General features: G+C 59.4%; 22 protein-coding genes and 1 tRNA gene. 10 read left to right on the forward strand and 13 right to left on the reverse strand.

Translation table 11 applies throughout. The features are described from left to right. Positions 1-100: 100 nt before the first annotated feature. The 10 genes from ACM110_RS02680 to ACM110_RS02725 all read right to left on the reverse strand — a co-directional run bounded on the left by ACM110_RS02680 (position 101) and on the right by ACM110_RS02725 (position 9551). Positions 101-376: a DUF971 domain-containing protein gene (locus tag ACM110_RS02680; RefSeq protein ID WP_416126446.1), complete on the reverse strand. Its 276-nt coding sequence runs from the start codon at positions 374-376 to the stop codon at positions 101-103. Continuing rightward, positions 373-1335 carry a HEAT repeat domain-containing protein gene (locus tag ACM110_RS02685; RefSeq protein WP_416126447.1) on the reverse strand — a complete coding sequence of 321 codons (963 nt, stop codon included), beginning with the start codon at positions 1333-1335 and terminating at the stop codon, positions 373-375. Before ACM110_RS02685 ends, ACM110_RS02680 begins: the two co-directional genes overlap by 4 nt. Then, positions 1332-2180 (reverse strand): ABC transporter ATP-binding protein, encoded by an 849-nt coding sequence (locus tag ACM110_RS02690; RefSeq protein ID WP_416126448.1) that lies wholly within the window; start codon positions 2178-2180, stop codon positions 1332-1334. The genes ACM110_RS02685 and ACM110_RS02690 overlap by 4 nt, the downstream gene beginning before the upstream one ends. Then, positions 2180-2962 carry an ABC transporter permease gene (locus ACM110_RS02695; protein WP_416126449.1) on the reverse strand — a complete coding sequence of 261 codons (783 nt, stop codon included), beginning with the start codon at positions 2960-2962 and terminating at the stop codon, positions 2180-2182. The genes ACM110_RS02690 and ACM110_RS02695 overlap by 1 nt, the downstream gene beginning before the upstream one ends. A gap of 127 nt (positions 2963-3089) precedes the next feature. Further along, a complete protein-coding gene (locus ACM110_RS02700; protein WP_416126450.1) occupies positions 3090-4496 on the reverse strand; it encodes an ABC transporter substrate-binding protein in 1407 nt (468 codons plus the stop codon). Positions 4497-4750: 254 nt separating this feature from the next. Beyond that, entirely contained in the window at positions 4751-4996 is a 246-nt protein-coding gene (locus ACM110_RS02705; RefSeq protein WP_003180418.1) for a 4Fe-4S dicluster domain-containing protein, read from the reverse strand. 26 nt (positions 4997-5022) lie between these two features. Further along, on the reverse strand, positions 5023-6753 hold the full coding sequence (locus ACM110_RS02710; protein ID WP_416126451.1) for a fumarate reductase/succinate dehydrogenase flavoprotein subunit: 1731 nt from the start codon (positions 6751-6753) through the stop codon (positions 5023-5025). Next, complete coding sequence (locus ACM110_RS02715) at positions 6750-7502, reverse strand: GntR family transcriptional regulator (protein ID WP_416126452.1); 753 nt, start codon at positions 7500-7502, stop codon at positions 6750-6752. The genes ACM110_RS02710 and ACM110_RS02715 overlap by 4 nt, the downstream gene beginning before the upstream one ends. Before the next feature lie 176 nt (positions 7503-7678). Next, a complete protein-coding gene (locus ACM110_RS02720) occupies positions 7679-8647 on the reverse strand; it encodes a Gfo/Idh/MocA family protein (protein WP_416126754.1) in 969 nt (322 codons plus the stop codon). Positions 8648-8663: 16 nt separating this feature from the next. Next, complete coding sequence (locus ACM110_RS02725) at positions 8664-9551, reverse strand: Dyp-type peroxidase (RefSeq protein WP_416126453.1); 888 nt, start codon at positions 9549-9551, stop codon at positions 8664-8666. Positions 9552-9854: 303 nt separating this feature from the next. Here ACM110_RS02725 and ACM110_RS02730 point away from each other — a divergent pair, with 303 nt between their 5' ends. Both ACM110_RS02730 and ACM110_RS02735 read left to right on the forward strand, forming a co-directional pair. After that, a complete protein-coding gene (locus ACM110_RS02730; RefSeq protein ID WP_416126454.1) occupies positions 9855-11480 on the forward strand; it encodes an NADP-dependent glyceraldehyde-3-phosphate dehydrogenase in 1626 nt (541 codons plus the stop codon). Between the two features lie 104 nt (positions 11481-11584). Continuing rightward, on the forward strand, positions 11585-12565 hold the full coding sequence (locus ACM110_RS02735; protein ID WP_416126455.1) for an FUSC family protein: 981 nt from the start codon (positions 11585-11587) through the stop codon (positions 12563-12565). A gap of 1 nt (position 12566) precedes the next feature. Here ACM110_RS02735 and ACM110_RS02740 read toward each other — a convergent pair whose 3' ends face one another. Further along, positions 12567-13460: a DMT family transporter gene (locus ACM110_RS02740; RefSeq protein WP_416126456.1), complete on the reverse strand. Its 894-nt coding sequence runs from the start codon at positions 13458-13460 to the stop codon at positions 12567-12569. A 136-nt stretch (positions 13461-13596) separates the two neighbouring features. On the opposite strand from ACM110_RS02740, the gene ACM110_RS02745 reads away from it, so the two are divergent. Further along, positions 13597-14034 (forward strand): Lrp/AsnC family transcriptional regulator, encoded by a 438-nt coding sequence (locus ACM110_RS02745; RefSeq protein ID WP_007987480.1) that lies wholly within the window; start codon positions 13597-13599, stop codon positions 14032-14034. Between the two features lie 66 nt (positions 14035-14100). Here ACM110_RS02745 and ACM110_RS02750 read toward each other — a convergent pair whose 3' ends face one another. After that, positions 14101-14772 carry a Bax inhibitor-1/YccA family protein gene (locus ACM110_RS02750; protein ID WP_338581136.1) on the reverse strand — a complete coding sequence of 224 codons (672 nt, stop codon included), beginning with the start codon at positions 14770-14772 and terminating at the stop codon, positions 14101-14103. Between the two features lie 123 nt (positions 14773-14895). On the opposite strand from ACM110_RS02750, the gene ACM110_RS02755 reads away from it, so the two are divergent. Both ACM110_RS02755 and ACM110_RS02760 read left to right on the forward strand, forming a co-directional pair. Beyond that, positions 14896-14983 (forward strand) — tRNA-Ser (locus ACM110_RS02755). A 457-nt stretch (positions 14984-15440) separates the two neighbouring features. Then, positions 15441-16988 (forward strand): class I adenylate-forming enzyme family protein, encoded by a 1548-nt coding sequence (locus ACM110_RS02760; RefSeq protein ID WP_416126457.1) that lies wholly within the window; start codon positions 15441-15443, stop codon positions 16986-16988. Between the two features lie 194 nt (positions 16989-17182). Here ACM110_RS02760 and ACM110_RS02765 read toward each other — a convergent pair whose 3' ends face one another. After that, a complete protein-coding gene (locus ACM110_RS02765; RefSeq protein WP_416126458.1) occupies positions 17183-17443 on the reverse strand; it encodes a hypothetical protein in 261 nt (86 codons plus the stop codon). A 281-nt stretch (positions 17444-17724) separates the two neighbouring features. On the opposite strand from ACM110_RS02765, the gene ACM110_RS02770 reads away from it, so the two are divergent. The 5 genes from ACM110_RS02770 (at position 17725) to ACM110_RS02790 (ending at position 25465) form a co-directional block, all read left to right on the forward strand. Beyond that, complete coding sequence (locus ACM110_RS02770; RefSeq protein WP_416126459.1) at positions 17725-19446, forward strand: response regulator; 1722 nt, start codon at positions 17725-17727, stop codon at positions 19444-19446. A 144-nt stretch (positions 19447-19590) separates the two neighbouring features. Next, positions 19591-23103, forward strand: coding sequence for an MBG domain-containing protein (locus ACM110_RS02775; protein ID WP_416126460.1), 3513 nt, complete (start codon positions 19591-19593; stop codon positions 23101-23103). Between the two features lie 5 nt (positions 23104-23108). Next, positions 23109-24881, forward strand: a complete 1773-nt coding sequence (locus ACM110_RS02780; RefSeq protein WP_416126461.1) for a ShlB/FhaC/HecB family hemolysin secretion/activation protein — start codon at positions 23109-23111, stop codon at positions 24879-24881. A 67-nt stretch (positions 24882-24948) separates the two neighbouring features. Continuing rightward, positions 24949-25161: a hypothetical protein gene (locus ACM110_RS02785; protein ID WP_416126462.1), complete on the forward strand. Its 213-nt coding sequence runs from the start codon at positions 24949-24951 to the stop codon at positions 25159-25161. A gap of 64 nt (positions 25162-25225) precedes the next feature. Beyond that, positions 25226-25465, forward strand: coding sequence for a hypothetical protein (locus ACM110_RS02790; protein WP_416126463.1), 240 nt, complete (start codon positions 25226-25228; stop codon positions 25463-25465). Positions 25466-25487: the final 22 nt, after the last annotated feature.

Consider the following 25487-nt stretch of genomic DNA (forward strand, 5'->3'; position numbering starts at 1 on the left):
TCAATCAGAGCGAGGCCTACGGCATTCTCAGCGTCTACGGGGTCAAACTGGCGGCCTATTACTCCGCCGATGCGCCGGGTATCGACAGCTCCTACAGGATTCAGGTCAGGCTGGAGAGATAATCCCACGGATAAATCCCGCGCTCATGCCCGTCACTGAACACCAGCTGCAAACCATATCCCTGCGGATTCAGTTCGACCACGCTCACACGCTCATCGACCAGCGGCGTCATCCCGCGCAAACGAAACGCCCGGCATTGCGAACACGGACACTGTCGGCGCAGTTCAGCGTGGCCGAGCAGTTGTTCACGACCATCCGGCCAGCCCAATCGCAACTGCTGTTTGCTGCGGGAATTGCCAATCGCCACCGGGTTCATTGCAGCTGACTCAAGGCGATGCGCACGGCTTTGCGCACTTCCGGATCGCCGTCATCCTGTGCGGCCTGCAATGGCGCGATGGCGCCGCGTTCATTCAATTCGCCCAAGGCCAACGCCGCTTCCTTGCGCAGGTTGCTGATGCGATGGCCGAGGGTTTCGATCAGCGGATCGAGGGCCGGGGCGTAACGCAAGCGACCAAGACTGCGGGTGGCCCGCAGGCGCACTTGCCAGTAATCGTCGGTCAAGGCGTCGACCAACGCCGAACCCGCATCAACGTGCCCGACCTTGCCCAGCGTGGTGGCGGCTTCCTCGCGCACTTGCCAGGCTTCGTCCCGCAGCGCCTGACGCAGCGCCGGCAAGACTTGTTCGTCGGAGGCAAGGCCCAATGCCCCGGTGGCGGCGCGGCGAACTTCGACGTCCGTATCGGCGCTGGCCAGACGCGCCAGCGCCGGCAAGGCATCGAGCTGTTTGAGCCAGCCCAGCACACCGACCGCCTCACGCCGGACGCTGGCGTCCTTGTCGTCCAACGCGAGCAACGCCGCTGGCGAAGCCTCGGCAAAGCGCAATTCGCGCAAGGCCCTGAACGCCGCGATACGCACACCGATGTCGGCATGCCCGGTCCACGGCAGAATCACCTTCCCCGCCGCTTCACTCTTGAGCAGGCTCAGGCTTTGCGCGGCGGCGGCCCGCACGGCGTCCGATGGATCGGTGAGTGCCTGGCACAGCGCCTCGACCACCGGCGCGTCCTCCCAGGCTTCGAGCAACCGCGCGGCCTCGGAGCGGACTTCCGGGGTCGGGTCTTCGGCCAATCGATTGACCAGCCACAGCAGGCCGTCCGGCTCTTCCAGGTCGGCCAGCTCGATCAGCGCGATGCGGCGCACGCCGGCATCGTCATCGGTCAGGCGCGGTTGCAGGGCGAGAATGTCTTCGTTATCGGTTACATCGAATAGTGAGGTCATAGGGCAAATCGCGGCAGTTTGTTTTCTGGGGGAAGTCCGAGAGGGTTCAGGCGAGGCAGCTGCCGACCGTCTTCGTGACGCAACAGTTCGAGGCAGTGACGCTTCAAACGGGAAAATTCATGGCTCGTCACCAGTTCAGTGGTGCGTGGCCGTGGGAAATCCAGGCGCAGGTCTTCGATGATCCGGCCGGGCCGTGTACTCATGACCAGCAGGCGATCGGCGAGGAACAGCGCTTCGTCGATGTCGTGGGTGACAAACACCACGGTGGTGCGAATGCGCGTCCAGATGTCCAGCAACAGTTCCTGCATGTTCAACCGGGTCAAGGCATCGAGGGCGCCAAAGGGTTCGTCCATCAGCAACAGCCGTGGCCGATTGACCAGCACCCGGGCGATTTCCACCCGTTGCTGCATGCCGCCGGAGAGTTGATCCGGCCAGCGCTCGGTAAAACCTTCGAGGCCGACCAGGGCGAGGATTTCGTCGGCGGCCCGGTGCCGTTCGGCCTTGCCGACGCCGCGCATTTTCAGGCCGAAGGCGACGTTGTCGCGCACCGTGCGCCAGGGAAACAACGTGTGCTGCTGGAACACCATGCCACGCTGCGGCGACGGGCCAGACACCGCCGCGCCATCGACGTTGAGGCTGCCGGTGCGCGGTTGCAGATGGCCGGCCAAGGCGCCGAGCAACGTGGATTTGCCGCAACCGGACGGCCCGAGAATGCACACGAACTGCCCCGGTTCGATCTGGCAGTCGAGACCCTGCACGGCTTCGAAGGCCGCATTGCCCTCGCCCAGGCTGATCGACAGACCGCGAATATCGATCCGCCCCTCCGGGTGTTGAAAAACGCTCATCAGGCTTTTCCTCGTGGTCGATGCCAAGGCGTGAACAACCCGCCCAGGCGTTTGATCAACAGACTGCTGCCCATCCCGAGTACGCCGATCAGCAACATGCCGACCACGATGTCGGGGTAGTTCTGGATGGTGTAGGACTCCCAAATGTAATAGCCGATGCCGTATTGCCCGGAGATCATCTCGGCGGTCACCAGGCAGAACCACGAGGTGCCCATGCCGATGGCGAGGCCGGTGATGATGCTCGGCGCGGCGCCCGGCAGAATCACTTCCAGCAACATCGCCCGGCGCCCTGCCCCGAGGCTTTTTGCCGAAGCGATCAACCGTGGATCAACGCCTTCCACACCGTGTACGGTGTTGAGCAGGATCGGAAACAAGGCGCCGGTAAAGGTGATGAACACCATCGACAGTTCCGACGACGGGAACATCAGGATCGCCAGTGGAATCCACGCCACGGCCGGTATCGGACGCAACACTTCCAGCGGCGGCAGCAACAAATCCTCGGCCCATTTCGAGCGGCCGATCGCCAGGCCCAACGCGACGCCGATGATCAGCGCCGCGAGGTAACCGGCGAAGACCCGGCTCAGGCTGCTGCTCAGGTGCCGGGCGAGTTTGCCGGAGTCGCCGAGGCCGAATGCGGCTTCGATCACTGACAGCGGCGTGGGCACGTTGGCGAAGGTGACGAGGCCGAGGTTCCAGTGGTGGCTGGCGGCGAGTTGCCAGAATACGAGGCATAACAGCAAGGATGCGGCTCTTGGAATCCAGCGTGAATATGATCCAGACATACACATTTCCCGATGACGTCCCCCTGTAGGAGCTGCCGAAGGCTGCGATCTTTTGATCTTGTCTTTAAAAAGATCGCAGCCTCGTTTCACTCGACAGCTCCTACAGGGGGACCGTGGTGTTGGGGGGTTAGCGCACCGCCACAGCCTGCGCAGTGGCATCCGTGAAATCGAACACCTTGCCGCCCTGCGCCGAGGCAAATTGCTGGGCCTGGCCCTTGAGCAGGAACGCACTCAGACGGCCCTTGGCATCACTGGCAAACCACGCCTGATCGGCCAGCAGCTTGATCCCGCTGTCGCTGGCCTGGGTGTACACCGCGCGGATGTTCTTGCCTTCCTGTTTCAGGGTGTTCAGCGCAGCAAACGCCGCTTGCGCCGAGGCGTATTGACGGACTTTCGGCTCGCCGCGCACCCAGATTTCGGCCACATGGCTGAAGTCGGTGATGGCCTTGCCGCTGGAAGCATCCACGGCTTTGAGCGGCGTCTGGGCGTAGTTCGCCAGTTGCGCGGTGTAGTCGAGGTTCGACGCCTTGAAGGCGGCGCGGATGTACTGATCGTCGATGAAGGTGTTCAGATCGAGACCGCGATCAGCCTTCTTCAACAGCTTGAGGGTGTCGATCGCAGTGCCCACAGCCTGACGGTATTCCGGTTTCCAGCTCAGGTCGCGGGTCTGCACGCCCAGCGGGCCGTGGAACAGGTAGTTGACCTCGGCGTCGACGCCGGTGACTTTGGCGATCAGCTCGCTGTACTTCTCAGGCTCGGCGGCGAGCAGTTGATTGGCTTCGATGCTGGCGCGCAGATAAGCGACCACAATCTCCGGATACTTTTTCGCGTAGGCCTGATCGACCAATGCACCGTGGAAGGTTGGCGCGCCGGCCTGGGAGCCGTCGTAGATCTTGCGTGCGAAGCCCCGGCTCGGGAACAGTTCGGCGAACGGCACGAAGTCGGCGTGGGCATCGATCTTGCCGGCCTGCAACGCAGAACCAGCGACTTCCGGCGGCTGGGCAATGATGTTCACATCCTTGAGCGGGTCCCAGCCTTGAGCCGCCACGGCACGCAGCAACATGCCGTGGGCGGTGGAAGCGAACGGCACGGAAATGGTCTTGCCCTTGAGCTCGGCCAGCGACTGCACGCCCGATGCGCTCGGCACCACGATGCCGTTGCCACTGCCCTTGGTGCTGCCCGACAACACGCTGATAAACAGACTGTGCTTGCCCGCCGCTTCAAACGCCACGCCGTTGAATGAACCCGGGAAATCAGCCATGGCGCCGAAGTCGAGTTTGCCGGCGACCATTTCATTGGTCAGCGGCGCGCCACTGGTGAAGTTCTTCCACTCCACCTCATATTTGGCGTCTTTGTATTGGCCGTCGTGGGGCAGGTATTTGTCCAGCAGCCCGAGTTCGCGAATCAACAGGCCGCCAGCGGCGCAGTTGATCGTGGTGTCCTGGGTGCCGATGGCAATGCGGATGGTTTCGGCCGAGGCCGACAAGGTGAATGAAGCCAGTACCAGACCGGCCAAAGCTGCACGCAACATCATGAGTGTTTCCCCTCGAATCATTTATAGGATGTTCGTCTCCGCCACGATCAGGGCGTGGTGGGAAACGAGGGGTGTTGTGAATCAGGCGTCCGGTGTTGCCGGATGGCGTTTTTTGGGGTGTTTGTGCGGGCCTCATCGCTGGCAAGCCAGCTCCCACAAGGTTCTCTGGTGCCTGCGAAATCTGTGTCCCACTGCAAATCCCTGTGGGAGCTGGCTTGTCGGGTCGCCGCATCGCAGCGATGGCGTCCTTTCATTTAGCGCAATAAATACGGGATTTCGACTTTCACCGCCCCGGTCGGGCAGTCCTTTTCACAGGGCATGCAGTACCAGCATTCATCGAAAGCCATGTAGGCCTTTTGCGTGGCCGGGTTGATCGCCAGCAAGTCCATCGGGCAGACGTCGACGCACACGGTGCAGCCTTTGTGGGCGATGCATTTGTCCTCGTCGACCGTGACGGGGGCGTTGGAGCGGAAGAAGATTTCCTGAGGTTGGTAGGCCATTTCACGGTTTCCCTCTAGTGTCTTGATCAAGCCGCATCGGCACCGACGCGCAACCGGTCGTAAGCCTGCATTTCGTCCACGTCGAGCGGGATGATGTAAGGCTCGACGGCTTTCTTGAAACTGGTCATCAGGCCGTTTTCTCCCTTCTTCAGGTGGCAATGGCAGAACCAGTCGTTGTCGTTGCGTTGCGGGTGATCGACCCGATAGTGGTAAAGCCCCCAGCGACTTTCGGCACGGAACAGCGAGGCCCGGGCGGCCATTTCGGCGCAGTCGCGGATCATGCTGACTTCCATGGCGCGCATCAGTTCGTGGGCGTTGTGGGCCTTGATCTGATCGAGATCGCGCTGGATGTCGCTGAAACGTTGCAGGCCGATTTGCATCTTCTTGGTCACTTTCGGCGGTTGCAGGTAGTCGTTGACGAAGCGTCGCAGCTTGTATTCGACCTGAGCCGGTGGCAGTCCGTGTTCACGATCCAGCGGTGCGTAGACCCGTTGTTTTTCGGTTTCGATTTGTTGGGCATCCAGCGCTGAAAACTCGCGACCGGCGACAAAGTCCGCCGCGTTGTTACCGGCAAACCAGCCATAGGTGAACGCGCCGAGCATGTAGTTATGCGGCACGGCAGCCATGTCGCCCGCCGAGTACAAACCCTTGACCGAGGTCTCGGCCTTCTCGTTGACCCACACGCCGGACGCCGAATGCCCGCTGCAAAAACCGATTTCGGAGATGTGCATCTCGACCATCTGCGTGCGGTAGTCGGTGCCGCGATTGGCGTGGAACTGCCCCCGACTCGGACGCTCGTTGCTGTGCAGGATCTCCTCGATGTTCTGGATGGTTTCTTCGGCCAGGTGATCGAGCTTGAGGAACACCGGGCCGTTGCCGCTTTCCAGTTCCTGGTGGAACTCCCACATCATCTGCCCGCTCCAGTAGTCACACTCGATGAAGCGTTCGCCCTTGTTGTTGGCGGTATAACCGCCCAAGGGACCGGTGACGTAGGCGCAGGCCGGGCCGTTGTAATCCTTGATCAGCGGGTTGATCTGGAAGCATTCCAGGTTCGCCAGTTCGGCCCCGGCGTGGTAGGCCATCGAGTAACCGTCGCCGGCGTTGGTCGGGTTTTCGTAGGTGCCCATCAAGTAACCTGAAGACGGCAGGCCCAAGCGCCCTGCAGCGCCGCAGGCGAGGATCACTGCCTTGGCCTTGATCACATGGAAGTCGGCCGTGCGGCAATCGAAACCCATCACGCCGTTGACCGCGCCCTCTTCATCCGTGAGCAAACGGGTGCAGACCAGGCGATTGGTGATGCTCACCCGCGCCCGTTTCAGCTGCCGGTACAGGACTTTCTTGATGTCGTGTCCTTCCGGCATCGGCAACACGTAGGCGCCCATGTGGTGAACCTTCTTCACCGCGTAGTCGCCGGTTTCGTCCTTCTCGAATTTCACGCCCCAGCGGTCCAGTTGTTCGATGGTCTCAAAACTGTGGGTGGCGTAGGCATACACCGCCGCCTGATTGACGATGCCGTCGTTGGCGATGGTGATTTCCTTGGTGTACTGCTCCGGTGTCGAGTGGCCGGGAATGATCGCGTTGTTCAGACCATCCATGCCCATGCTGATCGCACCGCTGCGCTTGACGTTGGCCTTGTCGATCAACAACACCCGCAGATCGCGGTTGCGTTCCTTGGCCTTGATCGCTGCCATCGGGCCGGCCGTGCCGCCGCCGATGACGACGATGTCGTATTCCTGTTCGAGGGTGTTTCGCGTCATGCCTGCTCCCCTTTTTGCCGGTCGATCCGCAGGCGGTACTGGAAGGCATCGCCACGGTAGTAAAGGTGTTCGAAGTCCAGCGGCTGGCCTGCGGCATCGTGGGTCAGACGCTCGATGCGCATGATCGGTGAGCCCGGTTCGACGTTCAGCGCCTGGGTCAAGTCGCTGTCGGCCAGCACTGCATCGATTGCAAGATCGGCATGACCGAGTGCTACGCCGCAGTCGTTTTCCAGGATCAGGAAAATGTCGCGAGTCACCAGATCAGCTTTCTCCAGACGCTCGCCGATGGCTTTGGGCAGGTAGGTGATTTCCAGCGAAATCGGCTCGCGGTTGATCAAACGCACGCGTTTGATCTGCGCCACGGTCTCGCCTTCGGCGACCTGCAAACGCTCGGCGACCAGTTTGTCGGCGGCGATGAATTTGAAACTGCGCAGCCGGTTGATCACCTCGTAGCCGCGCCCGGTCATCGACTCGGCAAGGCCTTGCAGGGTGCTGACGTTCTGGAAGGTTTTCGGCTTGGCGACGAACGTGCCCTTGCCGTGGATCTTGAAGATCAGCCCTTCCTTTTGCAGATCACCAAGCGCCTGGCGCACGGTGATGCGGCTGACCTTGAACAACGCGCCGAGCTCGCTTTCGGAAGGCATTTGGCTGTCTTGCGGGTATTCGCCGTCGAGAATGCGCGCACGTAGTACGTCGCGCAGTTGGGTGTGCAGTGGGACGCTGCTGAGGGATAGAACGTTATCGGTCATGACGATCACTTGTTATAACGAGTTATGACGTGATCTTAGAGTTCTAATAACGGGCTTGAGAAATATTGTTTGGGCATAAGGTTAAGCAGAATCAAAAGATCGCAGCCTTCGGCGGCTCCTACAGGAATGCAATCTGTGTAGGAGCTGCCGAAGGCTGCGATCTTTTGATCTTTTCTTTAACCGCGCTTGAGGATCTGGTCCATCACCCAATCGGTTTTCAGCGCTTCCCCAGCCACCGCCGGATGCTGCGCTTCACCACGGATATGTGCATTCATGCCCAACACGTGATGCCACTGGATATGCTCATGGTTTTGGATATTCAGGCTGAGCTGTTCATCGGCATGCAACTCAACCGGATACTCATCGAATACCGAAAAACTGATCCGGCCTTTGCTGCCGATCACTTCAACGCGGTCTTCGCGGCGATCGGCAACGAAGTTCCAGCAGCCCATGCCCATCGCTCCCGAAGCAAACCGCCAACTGGCGCTGACGGCATCTTCGGCGGCATACAAACTGGCCTGCCGCGCAGTGAAGCCGGCGACTTCGACGATATCGCCCAGCAGGTATTGGAAGAGGTCAAAGCCGTGACTGGCCAGATCGGCGAAGTAACCGCCGCCGGCAATCGCCGGATCGGTTCGCCAGTTGCCCGCGCCCTGCAGATCCGTCGCCGACGGCGCTTTGGTCAGGGTCCAGGTCAGGTGCCGGACCTCGCCGATCCGCCCCTGTTCCAGCCACTGCCGCACTTGCTGGAAGCGCGGCAGTGAACGTCGGTAGTAGGAAACGAACAGGTGCAGCCCGGCATCGGCAAAGATCTTTTGCATCTCGCGACTTTGCCCGGCATTCAGCGACATCGGTTTTTCGACGCAGCAATGCTTGCCCGCAGCGGCGACCTTCAGGGCGTAAGCGTGATGACTGTCGGGTGGCGTGGCGATGTACACCGCATCCACTTCGGGATCGTTGATCAACGCGTCGACATCGGTGTAGACCCGGGCGATGCCGTGACGCGCGGCATAGTCGCTGACCGCCTCCAGCCGCCGCCCCATCACCGCCACCAGCGCCGAGCCGGGTGCCTTGTAGAAGGCCGGCCCGCTCTTGCGCTCGGCGACGCTGCCGCAACCGATCATGCCCCAACGCACCACGTTCATAGTCATTCCCTGATCATTAACTGAGGCGCAGTGCACGCAGATCCAGTCGACCGTCCTTCAACGGCGGGCACCAGTAGTAGCCACCGGTGATCGGCCGGCTGATGCGGTACAAACCGTCGGTGATACCGTCTTCCAGACCGCTCATGCGTCGCAGCTGAACTTCGAAGGCGTCGAGGGAGAAACCGAAGGCGAGGAACATCAGGCCGGCACGCTCGTCTTCGATCCACGGCATCGAACGACGGACCACGAATGCCTCAGGTGCGAAGCTTTCCTGGGCGGTGCGTTTGACGTGGGCAGAGATCGGCGCGTCATCGAGTTCTTCGTTGTCGCTCAGGCGGCGACCCATGATGTCGTCCGTTTCATGGGATGGCATCGCGTGAAAGCGCTGGAGGTCATGCTGCCATTGCTGGATCGCAGCGAAGCTGCCGCCGATCATGCCTTCAGGGCCTTGGACCACCAGCGCGGCAGCCGCAGCGGCTTCATCGCGAGGGTTCTCGGTGCCGTCTTCATAGCCGGTCAGGTCGTGGCCATCGCGGTGGCGGAAACCTTCGGTCACCTGTACCAGGCGCAACGCCGGTGCCAGTGCGGCGGCAAAGGCGTTGCTGCGATTGAGCAACTCGCCACGATCAGTGCCGTGCAACCAGCACCACAGCGCCTGTTGCGTCGACGGATTGTCCACGCCGACGCCAGTCAACGCCGGGAACACTCGCAGACCTTCAATATTGCAATCAAGCGCCTTGACCAGGGATTCACCGAAACCCACCACTGCCGACTTGCCGTCCACCAGCTGCATCAACTTGTCGAGTGCCGCTGGCAGTTCAGCAGCAGATTCGAGAGCAAAGAACATGTGGCGGGCGTGAGGCGGAACAGGGGTGGCGAGAATGCCCGGCTGGTAGTGACTCATGTGAACTCCTTTAGAAAGAGCGCGAAGTTTAACCGCAGCACCGGCTGTTGTGTGCTCAAAGGTCAAAAGTCGCGTTTCAAGAACCGGGTAAAGCGGTCTACGCTTGAAGCACAAGATCCAAACCCTTGACCCCTCTACTCTGCCCATCGCCACTTGATTGACGTATGTAGGAGCGAGCTTGCTCGCGAAAAACTCAAAACCACAGCGGGCGTCTGATTTTACGCGTTATCGTTCACGACCTTCGCGAGCGAGCTCGCTCCTACAGTGGGCGAGACTCGCCGCCATCTCAAACGGGGTAGCGACATGAGCACAGCAGATCTCCTTGGCAACCTGTTTCCCGAGGCCGGCAGCATCCCGGAAAAATACCGTCTCGACGGCCAGATCGAGCAACGCGAATACCTGGTCGACGGCGTCCTGAACACCTGGCCCGGCGCCCTCGCCCAAGTGCGCAGCCCGGTATACCTGAGCGGCGCGAATGGCGACGAACAAGTGATCCTCGGCAGTACGCCGCTGCTCGACGCCGAAACGGCTTTAACCGCCCTCGACGCCGCCGTGCGCGCCTATGATCGTGGCCAGGGATTGTGGCCGACGATGCGCGTGGCCGAGCGTATCCAGCACGTCGAAACCTTCCTCGGGCGCATGCGTGAGCAACGCGAGGCCGTGGTCAAGTTGCTGATGTGGGAAATCGGCAAGAACCTCAAGGATTCGGAAAAAGAGTTCGACCGCACCTGCGATTACATCGTCGACACGATCAACGCCCTGAAGGAACTCGACCGCCGCTCCAGCCGCTTCGAACTGGAGCAGGACACTCTCGGGCAGATCCGCCGCGTACCGATGGGCGTGGCGCTGTGCATGGGGCCTTACAACTATCCGTTGAACGAAACCTTCACCACGCTGATTCCGGCGCTGATCATGGGCAACACCGTGGTGTTCAAACCGGCGAAACTCGGCGTGCTGTTGATTCGTCCGTTGCTGGAGGCCTTCCGCGACAGCTTCCCGGCCGGAGTGATCAACGTGATCTACGGCAGCGGTCGCGAAACGGTCAGCGCGCTGATGGCCAGCGGCAAGATCGACATCTTTGCGTTCATCGGCACCAACAAAGCCGCCAGTGACCTGAAGAAATTGCATCCACGCCCTCACCGCTTGCGTGCGGCGCTGGGGCTGGATGCGAAGAACCCCGGCATCGTCCTGCCGGAGGTGGATCTGGACAACGCCGTGAACGAGGCCGTTACCGGTTCCCTGTCATTCAACGGCCAGCGCTGCACCGCGTTGAAAATACTCTTCGTCCATGAAGATGTGGTCGATGCCTTCATCGAGAAATTCAACGCCAAACTCGCCACCCTCAAACCGGGCATGCCGTGGGAAAGTGGCGTGGCCCTGACGCCGCTGCCGGAATCGGGCAAGGTCGATTATTTGCATTCGCTGGTGGCCGACGCCGTGGGCAAAGGGGCGAAAGTGGTGAACCCCAATGGCGGCGAGGCTCGCGCCTCGTTCTTCTATCCCGCCGTGCTGTATCCGGTGACGCCGCAGATGCGTGTCTATCAGGAAGAACAGTTCGGCCCGGTGGTGCCGATCGTGCCGTACCGTCATCTGGACACGGTGATCGATTACGTCCTGGAGTCAGACTTCGGCCAGCAACTGAGCATCTTCGGTACCAACCCGGTCGCGGTTGGCCGCCTGGTCGACACCTTTGCCAACCAGGTCGGGCGCATCAATCTCAACGCCCAGTGCCAGCGCGGCCCCGACACGTATCCGTTCAACGGCCGCAAAAACTCCGCCGAGGGCACCTTGTCGGTGCATGACGCCTTACGGGTGTTTTCGATCCGTACATTGGTGGCGACCAAATTCCAGGAGACCAACAAGGATCTGATCAGCGAGATCATCAGCGGCCGCAGTTCGAGCTTCCTGACCACTGATTACATCTTCTGAGGAGCGCAAACCTGAGCACACCCACCACGCTTCGCCTGCCACCGCTACTGCGCCGGTTACTGCGTCCGCTGCTGGACCCGTACCAGCGCTATCGCCATGCGCGGATGATCCATGCGGTGCGTGTGTCGCTCGGGTTATTGGCGTCGATCGCGCTGACCACCGGCATCAACCTGCCTCACGGTGAGTGGGCGTCGGTGACGATGCTGGTGGTGATCGGCGGCTTGCAGCACCACGGCAACATCGGCAAAAAAGCTGCGGAACGGGCGATCGGCACCCTGGTTGGAGCGGCTGTCGGCCTGGTCCTGGTGGTCCAGCAATCCTGGCTCGGCATGCCGTGGCTGACCTATTTCGCCATGGCCGGGGTGTGCGGTTTTTTCTCGTACCACGCCATCGGCAAAGGTGGCTACACCGCGCTGCTAGCGGGAATTACCGTATTCATCGTCGCAGGGCATGGTGACAATCCAGTCGCTGACGGCTTATGGCGCGGGGTGGACATCCTGATCGGCATTGCCCTGGCCCTGGCGTTTTCCTTTGCCCTGCCGCTGTATGCGGTCTATTCCTGGCGCTACAACCTGGCCGATGCCTTGCGTGATTGCGCGACGATCTATGGGCGCATTATCAACGGCCAACCCGTCACCGCTGACGAACACCTCAAGCTGATGGGGCGCCTGAATACCGTGATGGTGCAACTGCGTTCGCTGATGCCATCGGTATCCAAGGAGGTGAAGATTTCCATGAACGAACTCGATGCCATTCAGCGTCAGCTACGCCTGTGTGTCAGTACGCTGGAGATTCTTGCCAATGCCCGACCGGATACCAGTGACCCCGAGACCGTGGCTCGCCTGCGCTCGGCATTGAAAGCAGAGCACCAGTTGATCCACGTGCAACTGATCGGCATGGCCCGGGCGCTGAAGACCGGCGTCGTCCATCGCTTGAATCGTCCTATGGAGTTGCCGATCGTCAGCCTCGATGCTCCGGTCTACAACGCCCTCGACGGTTACCGTTTGTTGACTCAACAACTGGCCGCGAACATTGGCGAGATGCGCCAGCGACTGGCTAAAACTGCGCCGCGCTGGAACATCTGATTCATTGGGTTGCCGCCCGTCGAAACTTCAAGCTCCAGCCCTGCTGCATGCCCGCAGCCGCCAACAGAATCGCCGCAACTCCGAGCCATTGCAGTGGTTCCAGACGATGGCCGAAGGCAAACCAGTCGACGAAAATCGCTGCGATCGGATAAATGAACGACAGCGCGCCAGTCAATGCGGTCGGCAACTTCTGGATCGCGCCATACAACAGCACATACATCACGCCCGTGTGCACGATACCCAGCGTGATCAGGCTGGCCCAGGCACTCGGTGCTTGCGGCAGTGCTGAAAAGTGCGCGAACGGAGCGAGCAACAGCACGCCGGTACTCACCTGGATCAACGCGATCAGATGCGGCGGTGTGCCGGTCAGGCGCTTGATGATCAACGCGGCAATCGCGTAAAGGAACGCAGCGCCCAGCGCCAGAGCAATACCCAGCAAGTACTCGTTGCCGCTCTCGCCCTGCCCGCCATGGGCACTGACAATCGCCAGCATCCCGAGAAACGAGACACCCAGCCACGCCATTTTCTGCAGGGTGATCTTCTCGTTGAGAAACACCGCGGCCAGACCCACCAGCATGAAAGGCTGAACATTGTAGACCGCGGTGCCGATGGCAATCGAGGCGCGGGAATAGGACGCGAACAACAGCACCCAGTTGCCGACAATCGCCACCCCGCTGAGCACGGCCAACAGGAACGTGGTACGGGTCAGAATGTCGGGGCGCAGGAAGCCGAATGCCGCGCAAATCAGCAGCAGTGTGCCGGCGCCGAACAGGCAGCGCCAGAACACCACGTCCAGCACCGGTTGCCCGGACACCAGCACAAACCAGCCGATGGTTCCGGAGATCAGCATGGCGGCGGTCATTTCGAACGAGCCGCGACGTATTGTGTTGTCCATCTTCAGACTCCTTTGTTGATGGGCAAATTATGCCGATCAGCCGAGGGGCTTCTCCAGCGCAAAAAGCAGGTTAAACTCGAAATCTGCCTTTAATGCGAAGGCAATTTTGAAAAACTGCCTAATTGAGGTTTTGGCCATGACCGATGATATCGACCAAGTGCTGATTACGGCATTGATGGAAGACTCGCGACGTTCGCTCAAGGCCCTGGCGCAAATCAGCGGCCTGTCTTCGCCCAGCGTTGCCGAACGCTTGCGTCGCCTTGAAGAGCGCGGCGTGCTCAAGGGCTACACCGTGGAAATCGACCCGAAATGCTTCGGCTATCAACTCCAGGCCATCGTGCGCATTCGCCCCTTGCCAGGTCAGTTGCAAGAGGTCGAACGGCAGATCATGGCCATTCCCGAGTTCACCGAGTGCGACAAAGTGACTGGCGACGACTGCTTCATCGCCCGCCTGCACGTGCGCTCGATGGAACAACTGGACACCCTGCTCGACCGTCTCAATACCCATGCGGAAACCAATACCGCGATCGTCAAGAAAACTCCGGTCAAACGCCGATTGCCGCCGATGGCGTGACCGCACGGCCAAATCGCAGGCAAGAAAAAACCCGCCAAAGCGGGTTTTTTAACTCAGTGCCGACGATCAATCATCGCGGCTCATGATGCCGAACAGCTGCAACAAGCTGATGAACAGGTTGTAGATCGATACATACAGGCTGATGGTCGCCATGATGTAGTTACGCTCGCCGCCATGAATGATGGCGCTGGTCTGGAACAGAATGCAGACCGACGAGAACAGTACGAAACCTGCGCTGATCGCCAGTTGCAGGCCGCTGATCTGGAAGAAGAAGCTCGCCAGCGTCGCGCCCAGCAGGACAAAGAAGCCCGCAGTGATGAAACCGCCGAGGAAGCTCATGTCCTTGCGGGTGATCAGCACGTAGGCCGACAGGCCACCGAACACCAGTGCCGTCATCGCGAAGGCCGAGCTGACCACTTCAGCGCCGCCCTGCATGCCCAGGTAACGGTTGAGGATCGGGCCGAGCAGGAAACCCATGAAACCGGTCAGGGCAAATGCCGACACCAGGCCCCAGGCGGAATCACGGAGTTTGTTGGTGAGGAAGAAAAGGCCATAGAAGCCGATCAGCACCACGAAGATGTTCGGGTAACCGACGCGCATCTGCTGTGCGACGAAGGCCATCACACCGCTGAAAGCGAGGGTGAGTGCGAGCAAGCCGTATGTGTTGCGCAGGACGCGGCTAACCTCTAGCTGCTCAGCCTGCAAGCTGTTATTAACTGCGTAATCCTGTTCGCGCATGGCGACACTCCTGTTGGTTTGAAACGTTCAGTCGCAAAGATAATAACAGACGCTCTGTAACAAGCTATGCAGAGAGTTTGACAGTGTGTTTCATTCAGGTATTATGGCGCCCGCAACGCAAACGGAGGTGTGGCCGAGTGGTTTAAGGCAACGGTCTTGAAAACCGTCGACTGTAACAGGTCCATGAGTTCGAATCCCATCGCCTCCGCCATATTCGTATCGAAAAGGCCCCAATTTATTGGGGCCTTTTTGCTTTCTGCAGCTCTGTTCCCCCACTCCGCATTTTGCGACAGCTTGAAACTGTTTCCGCAATTGCCTTCCTGAAACGGCTTGCCGCTAGTTGCCTTCAGACTGATCAGTCTGAAGCGCTGCATTTCCCAATCTATTGCATCGGGTTCGTCTATTCCTTCAGGTCGCTGCCGGCCAATGGCCGCCATTCGTGACCGGCGGCAATCAGCCATAAGCAGATTTCCAGCAACCGCCCCACATGGACCAATCCCCCCTTTTACCCCTCCTCGCGGGGGGGATCGGTGAACAATCCCGGAAATAAGATGCTGGCTGCACGTCCACTGCCTGACTCAGCGTGCTGCTTACTTCGGCCAATAACAAAATCAATGCCGCGCGGACCAGCCAATGCGCAGGCACCGGAAAATCCAGGGAGAAGCTCAATGACCAGTCAAGCCATGGGCAAAATGTTAGTTGGGCAAATACTTAGCAATGCTGCCATTCGATTTCCCGAACGAAAGTCCTTCATATGCTCTTCTACGGGGCGCAACTTCAGCTTCGTTCAGACCAACCAGCGCTGCAATCGCCTCGCCAACGGCCTCACCGATATTGGCCTTCGTAAAGGCGACCGGGTAGCCTTCCTGAGCAGTAATCGCGCAGAGATGGTGGAGATCTATTTCGCGCTGGCTAAAAACGGGATTGTCGGCCTGCCGCTCAACTACCGCCTGGCGCCCCTGGAAATGATCGAACTAATGCGTGCCGTTGGCGCTGTCGCGTTGATAGCTGAACGCCGTTTCAGCGAAACACTGGCGCCAATGTTGGTCGATCTGCCGCAAGTCGCGCATTGCGTAAGCTTCGGCGATGGCAACGCCCTTGGCATTGACTACGAGGCATTGCTGGCTCGCTCCTCGATCAGTGAGCCGAAGGTCGATATCAACGAAGACGAGCCGTTCTATTTCAACCTCACCTCGGGCACAACCGGCCTACCCAAATGCTATGTAATCAATCACTACAACTGCACCGCCAGCAATAGCATTTTCACCAGTTTCGACCTGACCAGTCGCGACGTGGCACTGACTGTGTTCCCGATGTTTGGCCGGATCGGTTTCGGTTGGACCATAGCCTCGATACAGCTTGGTCTGTGTAATGTGCTGGCCAATTTCGAAAGCCAAACCGTGCTGCGCCTCATCGACGAGCAAGGCGTTACCGTGGTGAATGTGGTACCGACCATGGCGGCGATGCTGCTGGCTTGCCCCAGCCTGGCGACCCGCCAGCTGACCTCGCTGCGGGCGCTGGTGTTCGCCGGCTCATCAGTGCCCGAATCGATTCGCGAAAACGTACAGCTGAAGCTCTGCCCAAACGTGTACGAGTACTACGGCATGCAGGAAACCGGCGCGCTGACATTGAGTACCCCCGAAGACCGCCAGCGCAACCCGGCGTCTGCCGGCCGTCAGGTATTGTTTTCGGAATTGCGCATCGTCGACGGACATGGATGCGATCTTCCTTGCGGCCAGCCCGGTGAAATTTACGGTCGCTCGCCTAATTCGGTAACCGCCTATTACGATAGTCCGGCGAAAACAGCGGAAACATTTCAAGGCGGTTGGGTCCATACCGGCGATATCGGCTATCTCGATGAAGAGGGATACCTTTTCATCAGCGGCCGGCTAAAGGAAGTCATTGTGACGGGAGGCCAAAACGTTCACGCCGCCGAAATCGAAGACCTGATCCTGACTTTTGCAGGTGTCGCCGACTGCGCAGTGATCGGCTTGCCAGACCCATTGTGGGGTGAAACGGTGACGGCAGTAGTGGTGCCAAAAGACGAGCCCATCGACGACGAGGCCTTGATCAAGTTCTGCCATGCCCGCCTGGCCGGCTTCAAGACGCCTAAGACAGTCCTGCAACAAAACGACCCGTTGCCACGCACACCAACCGGCAAAGTACAGAAATTTCGCCTTGTCGAACGTTACTCAAAAACCGTCACGACAGACTAAACGCTATCAGTTACCAGTGTGCCAGGTAGTTCTGATTTCCGGGGCACAAGGCGTATAGGAAATCCGATGGCTGCGAATTGTGGAAACAACGCCAATTCAAACAGCGCCATTTTTGGCAACAGAATCGGGGGATTAGATCATCTGCAGCAGAGAAAGCCAGGACCATGGGGCCCTGGCTTCTTCACTTCAATCGCCTACTGGCCTGGATGCTGCTTGTTCATTGCCTTGACTTGGTCCAGGACCTGCACGAGGTTGTAGGATTCCGGCGAATGCAGTGGTGGAAACTCCGCAAAGGACTCCAGTTCCTGTAGCCATAACTGCTGGCCAACCGGCAACAGGTTCCAGTTGTAGAGATAGGCCGTGCTGGGTGCAGCCAATGCACCGCCAATAGACAGTACCGACTTCTGCTCTTCGCCTACGGCCTGTTCGAACGGATCCCTGCGGATATTTTGCACCTGCGCCCAGCCGTACTGCTGTGGGGGTATTTGCCAGCCATGATTCGCCCAGCATCGCTTCATACTTGGGCGAGAACACGGTGGTTACATGCATGCGCGCCGGGTTGTACCAGACAAAACGATGGGTCCAATTCAGGGATTGGTGAAGGTAAATACGACAATGCGGGCGGCACCAGACTAACCAGTGATGCACGTGCGGTTCGCTGACAATCTCCAGTGTCTTCAGCCATGGGACTAGATGCGGCTAGACTCATCGGATCTCCTGCCAGGGGCATCCCGGGATGAGCAAAATCGTGATTGCGGATGAACAACCGCTGTTTCGACATGGCGTACGTCAGATACTCGAAGCACAGGGGCACTCGATTGTCGCCGAGCTGGACGATGGCGCGGATGCTTTGCGGCAAACGTTGAATCTCGCCCCCTCGCTGCTGATCCTTGACCTGGCACTACCTCGCCTCGGTGGTCTGGAAGTCATCCGTCGCCTGCGAAAGCAGGCCAGCAAGATCCCTATCCTCGTGCTGACCGCGCAGAACAGCGAGCACTTTGCCGGTTTGAGCCTGCAAGCTGGCGGAACGGGATTCATCAGCAAACAGGACGATTCGAGTGAGTTGCGCGAGGCTGTGCGGACATTGCTCCACGGTCACAGCTATTTCCCGAGCCGGCTGGTGGGCAATGTTGCACCGCAGATCGGTATAAAGGCCGAGGAAGCGCAGCTGGGCAGTCTTTCTGCCCGGGAACTCACTGTGCTGCGTTACCTGGCCAGCGGCCGCAGCAACAAAGACATCGCCGATGAATTGGCGCTCAGTGATCGCACGGTCAGCACCTACAAGGCGCGCCTGCAGCGCAAACTCAATGTCGATTCGCTGGCCGAGGTGCTGGAAATAGCCTGGCGTCAGGGCATGATCGCCAGCATCGATTCGGTTGCCGAGGTGACCGGCGCGAACAATTCCGAGCAGGAACGCTTCCACCAGATATTCGACGCCATGCCCATGCCGGTTTCCCTGCGAGATGTTCAAGGTTATCTGCTGGCCTGCAATCGTCAGTACCTTGAATTTCACGGCGTCACCCGGGAGCAGGCCGTGGGGATGCGCATCATCGACAGCAGCGTGCTCGCCCCTGAAGAAGCCCTGAGGCTGCATCAGGACTACCTGCAGGCTGTCGCACTCGGCCAGCCTTTCAGTACCCAGCTGGTTTTGCGCTACCGCGACCGGCAAATGACGGTGCGCAGCTGGGGCGTGCCCTTGCACGACGCTCAGGGCGCACTGACCGGCATGCTCTGCTCCACGGTGGATATCACCGAGCAGGACCAACAGATTTCATCCTTGACCCGAGCGAGGGAGCAGCGCCGCTCCTTGAGCCGAACCCGCACGTTGTTCCTGCACGATGCCGGCGAGCAACTCATGGCGCAGTTGGGCGACGTCATCAAGTCAGTGCATCGGGTCTGCCATCAACAACCGGATAACGCGCTATTAAGCGGTATCCAGTCCACCGTCCTGGCCGTGCAAGAACATATTCAAGTATTGCTGGACGTGGTGCGCATCGAGCGGGGAACCCTGGTTCTGATGCCCCGTGCCGATGAGCTGAATGAGCTGACCCGTCATGAGGTGGATGACTTCAACCGAAAGTATCCCGCTGCACAGCCGCTGATCGTGCTGCACCCCGATTCGCCTCCCGCCAATGTCTGGGTGGACCCGAACCGCTTCCGGCAAATGCTGCGATCGATGTTCAAGTACTGCCTGGACCTGGGACTGCAGGACATCACTTTGCAGGTTCAGCTGACGCCGTCGCCCCAGGCGGAATTGCTCTGGCAACTGAGCGTCGCTCCCGGGCCGGCGTCGCGGGCCGAAGGCCTGGCGGACTACCTCACGCAAAACGATATCAACCCGCAACTGGCGCTCTGTACGCGCCTGATCATTTTGATGAGCGGAGAACTGCTGCTCGAACCTCCTTCGGCCGAAGGGTCGCTGGCCATCATTCGCCTGCGATTATCTCAGGCGCTCTAATCCTTTCTCCTCCATGCCCCCTTGCTGTAGTGATAGCACTACAGCGTTCTCATGATTCCCTGATCCTCTTCGTACTGCCCTCCTCGCAAGAATGACTGCATCGGCGATAACGCGATGCGCCATCTTCTTCGAGGAGTTCCGGACATGAAAAATACCCAGGGATGCAGCCCCCTTCAACACCCCGATTTTTCGATCAAACGCCTGAGCCAGGCCATCGTGATCGCCCTTGGCCTCGCCGGCCTGAGCCTGAGTTGCCCCGTCGCTTTTGCCATGGACGCCTTGCCCCAACAAGGTGAAGTGATTTCCGGTGCGGCGAAGATCTCGCAAGACGGCAACAGCCTGCACATCCAGACCCAGACGCCACGTACCGGCATCAGCTGGCAGAAATTCTCCATCGGCCCTGACAACAAAGTGCACTTCCAGCAACCCGATGGCACTTCCGTGACCCTCAACCGGGTGACGGGCGGCAACCCATCAAACATCTACGGGATGCTCACTTCCAACGGCAAACTGATCCTGCTCAACCCAGCCGGTATCTGGTTTGCCCCCAATTCGCGGATTTCCGCCAGTGCTCTGGTTGCCGGCGCCGGCATGATCACCGACGAACAACTCAAGGCCTTCGCCGACAGCGGCAAACTCGACATCCAGCTCAAAGGCCTGGTGCGCAACGACGGACAAATTTCCGTCCATGACAATGGCATCGTGGCACTGCTGGGCGCGCAGGTTGAAAACAATGGTGTGATTCAGGCCCGCAAAGGTCAGGTAACCCTGGCCACCGGCCCACAAGCATCGCTCGACTTCCAGGGCGATGGCTTGATCAGCCTGGCCATCGGTGGCACCGCTGGCGAAAAAGAATCGGTTGATTCCTCGCTGACCGGTGGCGTGCAGAACAACGGCCATATCGAAGTCGGTGAAGGCGTCGTGGCAATGAGCGCACAACGCGCGGCCAAACATCTGGATTCGGTCATCGGCGTCGGTGGCGCGGTAATTGCCGACTCGGTCAGCAATCAAGGCGGCAGTATCGTGCTGGGTAACGCTGATCGCATCGTGGTCAGTGGCAAGCTTTCCGCCCAAGGCAGCGATGGCGGCAACATCAGCGTTTCGGGCAAGGACGTGATCCTGTCCTCGAGCGCCGACCTCAATGCCTCCGGCTCCGAGGGCAAAGGTGGCTCGATCGCTGTCGGCGGCAGTTTCCAGGGTAAAGGCAGCACCCCGGCTTCCTCCGCCACCTCCGTCGAAAAAGGCGCAAAACTGGTCGCCGACGGTGCCCGCGACGGCGGCCAGGTGGTGGTGTGGTCCGACGGCACCACGCGTTTTGCCGGAAAGGCCAGCGCCAAGGGTGGCGACAAGGGCGGCATTGTCGAAACCTCCGGCAAGATCCTCAGTATCAGTAAAGACGCCAGCATCATTGCTTCTGGCGGTAAACAGGCCGGCCTCTGGTTGCTCGATCCTGTGGTAGCGACCATCTCTGATATCGAGAACGGTACCGACATCAGTGCTCAGTCCATCGTCGATAGCCTGGCCAATAACGACGTACGCATCGAGGCCAGCGGACGCATCAACGTCAATGCCCCTATCGTCGCCAAAGACGTGGCCGCCGGCAAAAGCCTGGCGCTGATCGCCAGCGGTAACGTGGGCCAAGTCAGCACTTATGAAGGCACCGACAAAAGCAATGACAGTGGCTCGGTCTACATCAAGGCACCGATCCTGCTCAAGGATGGCAACCTGTTCATCAGCGCCACAGGTGACGTCAAACTGATCGATGACGCGCTCGCGGGCCAGACCGGTGACGCCGCGTGGAATCGCCGGGCGATCATCGACGTTGGCAAAGGCGTGGTCTGGATCAAAACGTCCAATACTGCGTCCGTCACCCAAGAGGCCAATACGGCTTTGATCGGCAAACAGGTTGCCGTGCAAGGCGCCAGCGTTCGCCTCGACAGCCCGCTGAACCATGCCGGGACCCTCGCCGGCAAAGCCACTAACGGCATTTTCACCTTCAATCAAACCAATGCCGGCGGCACCAACGTGGGTACGGTCAGTGCACCCTACTCCGGTGAATCCCTGGACGGTGTGAAGGCTCAACAGATCAAATACATCGGCTCTCAAGACGTGATTGCCGACAGCAATATGTACAAGGAAGTAGTCCTTGGACAGAACGGTCAGGGCTTCGATTACCTGGTGTTTGAAGCCACCGGTTTTGTCGATGCCCAAGGCAAGGAAATTCCTCCTGGTGAACTGCTGCGCTACCTGGACAGTTCCGACTACTTGGTCAGTGGCTTGAAGTTCACCGACAACGCCGGCGTGAACTGGGAACTCAAACCCAATGCGGCCAACAGCAATCTGACCACTGTCATCCGTAATGGTCAGTTGGTCAGCGAGATGCCCATCGGTTTCAGTTTCGATGCCAACAAAGGCATGGTGGTTGTCGCCGACCCCGATTACGCGCCCAACGCCGGTTGGGGTGTGGCCGAATACAACATCGCGGGTCCGTTGAACCCTGCCGAAATTCAACACAACAGCCAAACCGGTGCGTCTGAACAGTTGGTGGTAGGGCTCGGCGACACAGTCACTTCCGCCAACGTGCTGTTCGGCTGGTTGATGAACGACCAGAACTGGGCGCAACCCATCGGCGATGCCCCGAACCGGCCGCTGCTCGAACGTGCCCGTGTGCACTTCCTGCAGACCCAGCAGGCGCCGGAGTCGGCCATTGTGCTGCAGGCGCAACAGGCCAGTCTCGATCTTAAGGTCAATGACCAGAGCCGCCAGTACGGCGATGACAATGCTGCGTTCGGCAACTCGGGTCTTGTGGCCCAACAAAACGCCACGGCAGTCAAGGAAGTGGACAGCTTCGTCGATCGGCAACTGGCGCAGGACCGGTTCATACCCAACGTCAGCTACAGCACCGCGGCCAATGAGCGCTCCAGCGTTGGCAACTATTCGATCAATGGCCAAGTGGCCGTTGATGAGTACGTCAGCAAACGTTATGTGCTCGACACCCACGCCGGGACCTTGGTGATCAAGCCTGCGCCGCTGGTGGTGACCGCTCACGACCAGGCCAAGGAAGCGGGTCAACAGGATCCCGCCCTCACCTACGATGCCAAAGGCTGGAAATTCAGCGACGACGAACACCCCTTCGGCCTCGACCGGGCACCCGGTGAAAAACCCGGCAATTACAGCATTTTCGAGAAAGATGGCCAGCGGCTGGTCAGCGCCAATTATGACGTGACCTTCATCAACGGAGTTCTGACGATCAAGGGGCCAGTCGCTGAAGACTCGGTTACCCCGGCTCCAGACGTTCCCCAAGTACCCGATCAGCCATTGCCAACGCCGGAAACCGCGCCAGTGCAGCCTTCCGCCAACCGCACCGATCCGGCAGCCGTTGCGCAGGCTTCTGGCGACGAACGCTGCAGCCCACTGGAATCGCCGTCGGCGGTCATCGCCAACCATACCGCGAGCCCGGCGATCGTGCGCACCTACAGCGTGCAACTGATCTGCAAGCCCCGTTCCCACGGTTCCGCGCAGCAGCAACTGCCCGATAAAGCCGAGTTGCTGGACTACGCCAACCGCCTGATCGACCACGGCACCTACCCGTTCCCCGAGTGGAACCGCAGCGTGATGCCCAGAACCATTGACCAACAAGCCAAGGGAGGCCTGTGAATATCATGAAAACTTCAACCCCATTTTCCCTGCGTCCTTTGGCCATCGTACTGTGCGTCTGCATGGCCGGCGCATCGTTCGCCACAACAGGTTTCGCGGCTACTCCAGCGCCCCTCAAACCACTGGATCCGGGCCGGATCGAGTTGCCCAACGAGCAAGGTCTGCGGACCACTCCCAATAGCATGCCGGGCACGCTTGAACTGCCCGCCACGACCGTAAACCCTCAGGAGCAATTGGTAGAAGACAAACAGGCCCAGGCCTCCGTCATGACAAGCCAGGTACCGTTCAAGGTGAGCAAGGTGACGCTTGATGGCGTCCACAGCTACCCCGCTACGACTTTCAGGCCATTGCTGAGCCAACTGGAAGGTCGCGAGGTCACGCTGGCCCAAGTGAACGCGATCACCGATGCGATCACTCAGCGCTACCGCGCAGCTGGCTTTCTACTGGTACGGACTTTTGTTCCTGCCCAGCGCGTCGATAATGGCGAGTTGCACTTGCAGGTCATCGAGGGACGCGTCAACCGTATCAATGTCAGCGGCGCCAGCAATCGTGCCATCGACGGCTACGCCAAAAACATCAGCAACGAAGTACCGCTCAAAGGCGAAACCCTGGAACGCAACCTGCTGCTGATGAATGACTTGCCCGGCTATGAAGCCCGAGGCGTACTGTCGGCTTCGCCAGTGCGCGAAGGCACTGACCTCAATGTGCAGACCGAACGCCGTCGCTGGGAAGGGTTCGTCGGTGCGGACAACCGTGACAGCCGTTATTTCGGCCCATGGCAGGCCTACGGTGGTGTGGCATTGAATGATCCCTTCGAGATCGGTGACCAGATTTCCCTGCGCTATGGCCGGTCGATCGAGAGCGACAAAATGTCCTTCTACGAAGGCCAGTACGAGATGCCTCTTGGCAGTCAGGGCACCATGCTCAGCGTTCTGGCACAACACAACGACGGCGAGCCCGATGTGGCTTCCATTCTCAATGCCAACAGCTCGGGCGATACCGTGGCCGTAAGGGTGACCCATCCATGGATCCGCACTCGCGCACAGACTGTCAAGACCTCGGCCGCCTTCACCTGGTTCAACGGTAAATCCGAGTACCTGGACGACCCGGACCTGCCGCCTTCGAGCGATGATCGCATTCGTGCCGTGCGCCTGGGTGCCAGTTGGGACTTCACCGACCGCCATGGCGGCCGCAATCTGCTCAAGGGCGAAGTCAGCCGTGGCTTGAATGTGATGGGTGCCAGCTCGGAAAGCCGCATCAATCCTTCACGGGAAGGTGGTGAGACGGACTTCACCAAGCTACAGCTCGATGCTCAACGTATTCAAGACCTCAGCGCCATCACTCCAGGCCTTGACCTGTACCTGGCGCTGACCGGACAAACAGCCTTCGGCAATCGCCTGCTCACGCCCGAACAGTTCGGTGTAGGTGGCAGCCAGTTCGGCCGTGGCTATGACCCGTCGGAAATCACTGGCGACAACGGCCTCGCCGGCAAGGTTGAGTTGCAGTACAACCGCCAGCACCAGATCAAGGACTTTATCGTACCGACTCAGTACTACGGCTATTGGGACATCGGCAAGGTGTGGAGCGAAAAGCCCCGCTACACAGGATCGGAAAGCCTGTCCTCCGCCGGCGTGGGTGCTCATGTCCAGGTAGCCAGGGATTTGTTCATATCCCCAGAGGTGGCCTTTCCCCTGACCCGTTCAGTGAGTGCCGAAGAGCTGGAGGACAATAACGGCAAGGAACCTCGCCTCTACATCAACTTCCTCAAGCTGTTCTAGCAGTAACGTCTACCGGTTATGAGACATCCGCCCCGTAACCGGTGGACCCTTTTCCAGGAGATCAATCATGAATAATCGATTTTGCGTGATCTGGAACAAGGCCCGGAAGTTGGTGACAGGCCACGCCTCGAACGTCATCAATTGCAACCCAACCCAGGCACTCGTCGAAGTACTGGAAGCACAGGAAGAAGAAAGTCTTGTCTGGGTCATGCAGCTGCACAGCCTGCCCGTGAGTTGCAGACGGACTCAACGCAACATGATCGAAAGGAGCACGTTATGACCAGCCACCGAAAGACGTTGAAAAGCACCTTTTTCCATCAGCAAATCTAACGAGACCTCGATCGATGGACGCCTTGCACCGAATCCAGCAACTTCAGTTGAAGCTTCTTGAATCAGCCTCAATCAATGAAAGCTGTGCCGTCGATCTGCTGGCGATCATCCCCAGATTAACGGCCACCGAGGCCAGGAATGTTCTGGGCATTATTGATCTGCTGAAAGGCGAGTCCGATGTCTTGAAAGGGCTCTCAAAGGACGTCACATCCAATCATTTCTTCATACTGTCGCCATCGTTGTTGGACAGCTAAAACAAGTTATGCGGCAGGGGAA

This window comes from Pseudomonas sp. NFX98 (genome assembly GCF_047784845.1).
GTDB lineage: Bacteria > Pseudomonadota > Gammaproteobacteria > Pseudomonadales > Pseudomonadaceae > Aquipseudomonas.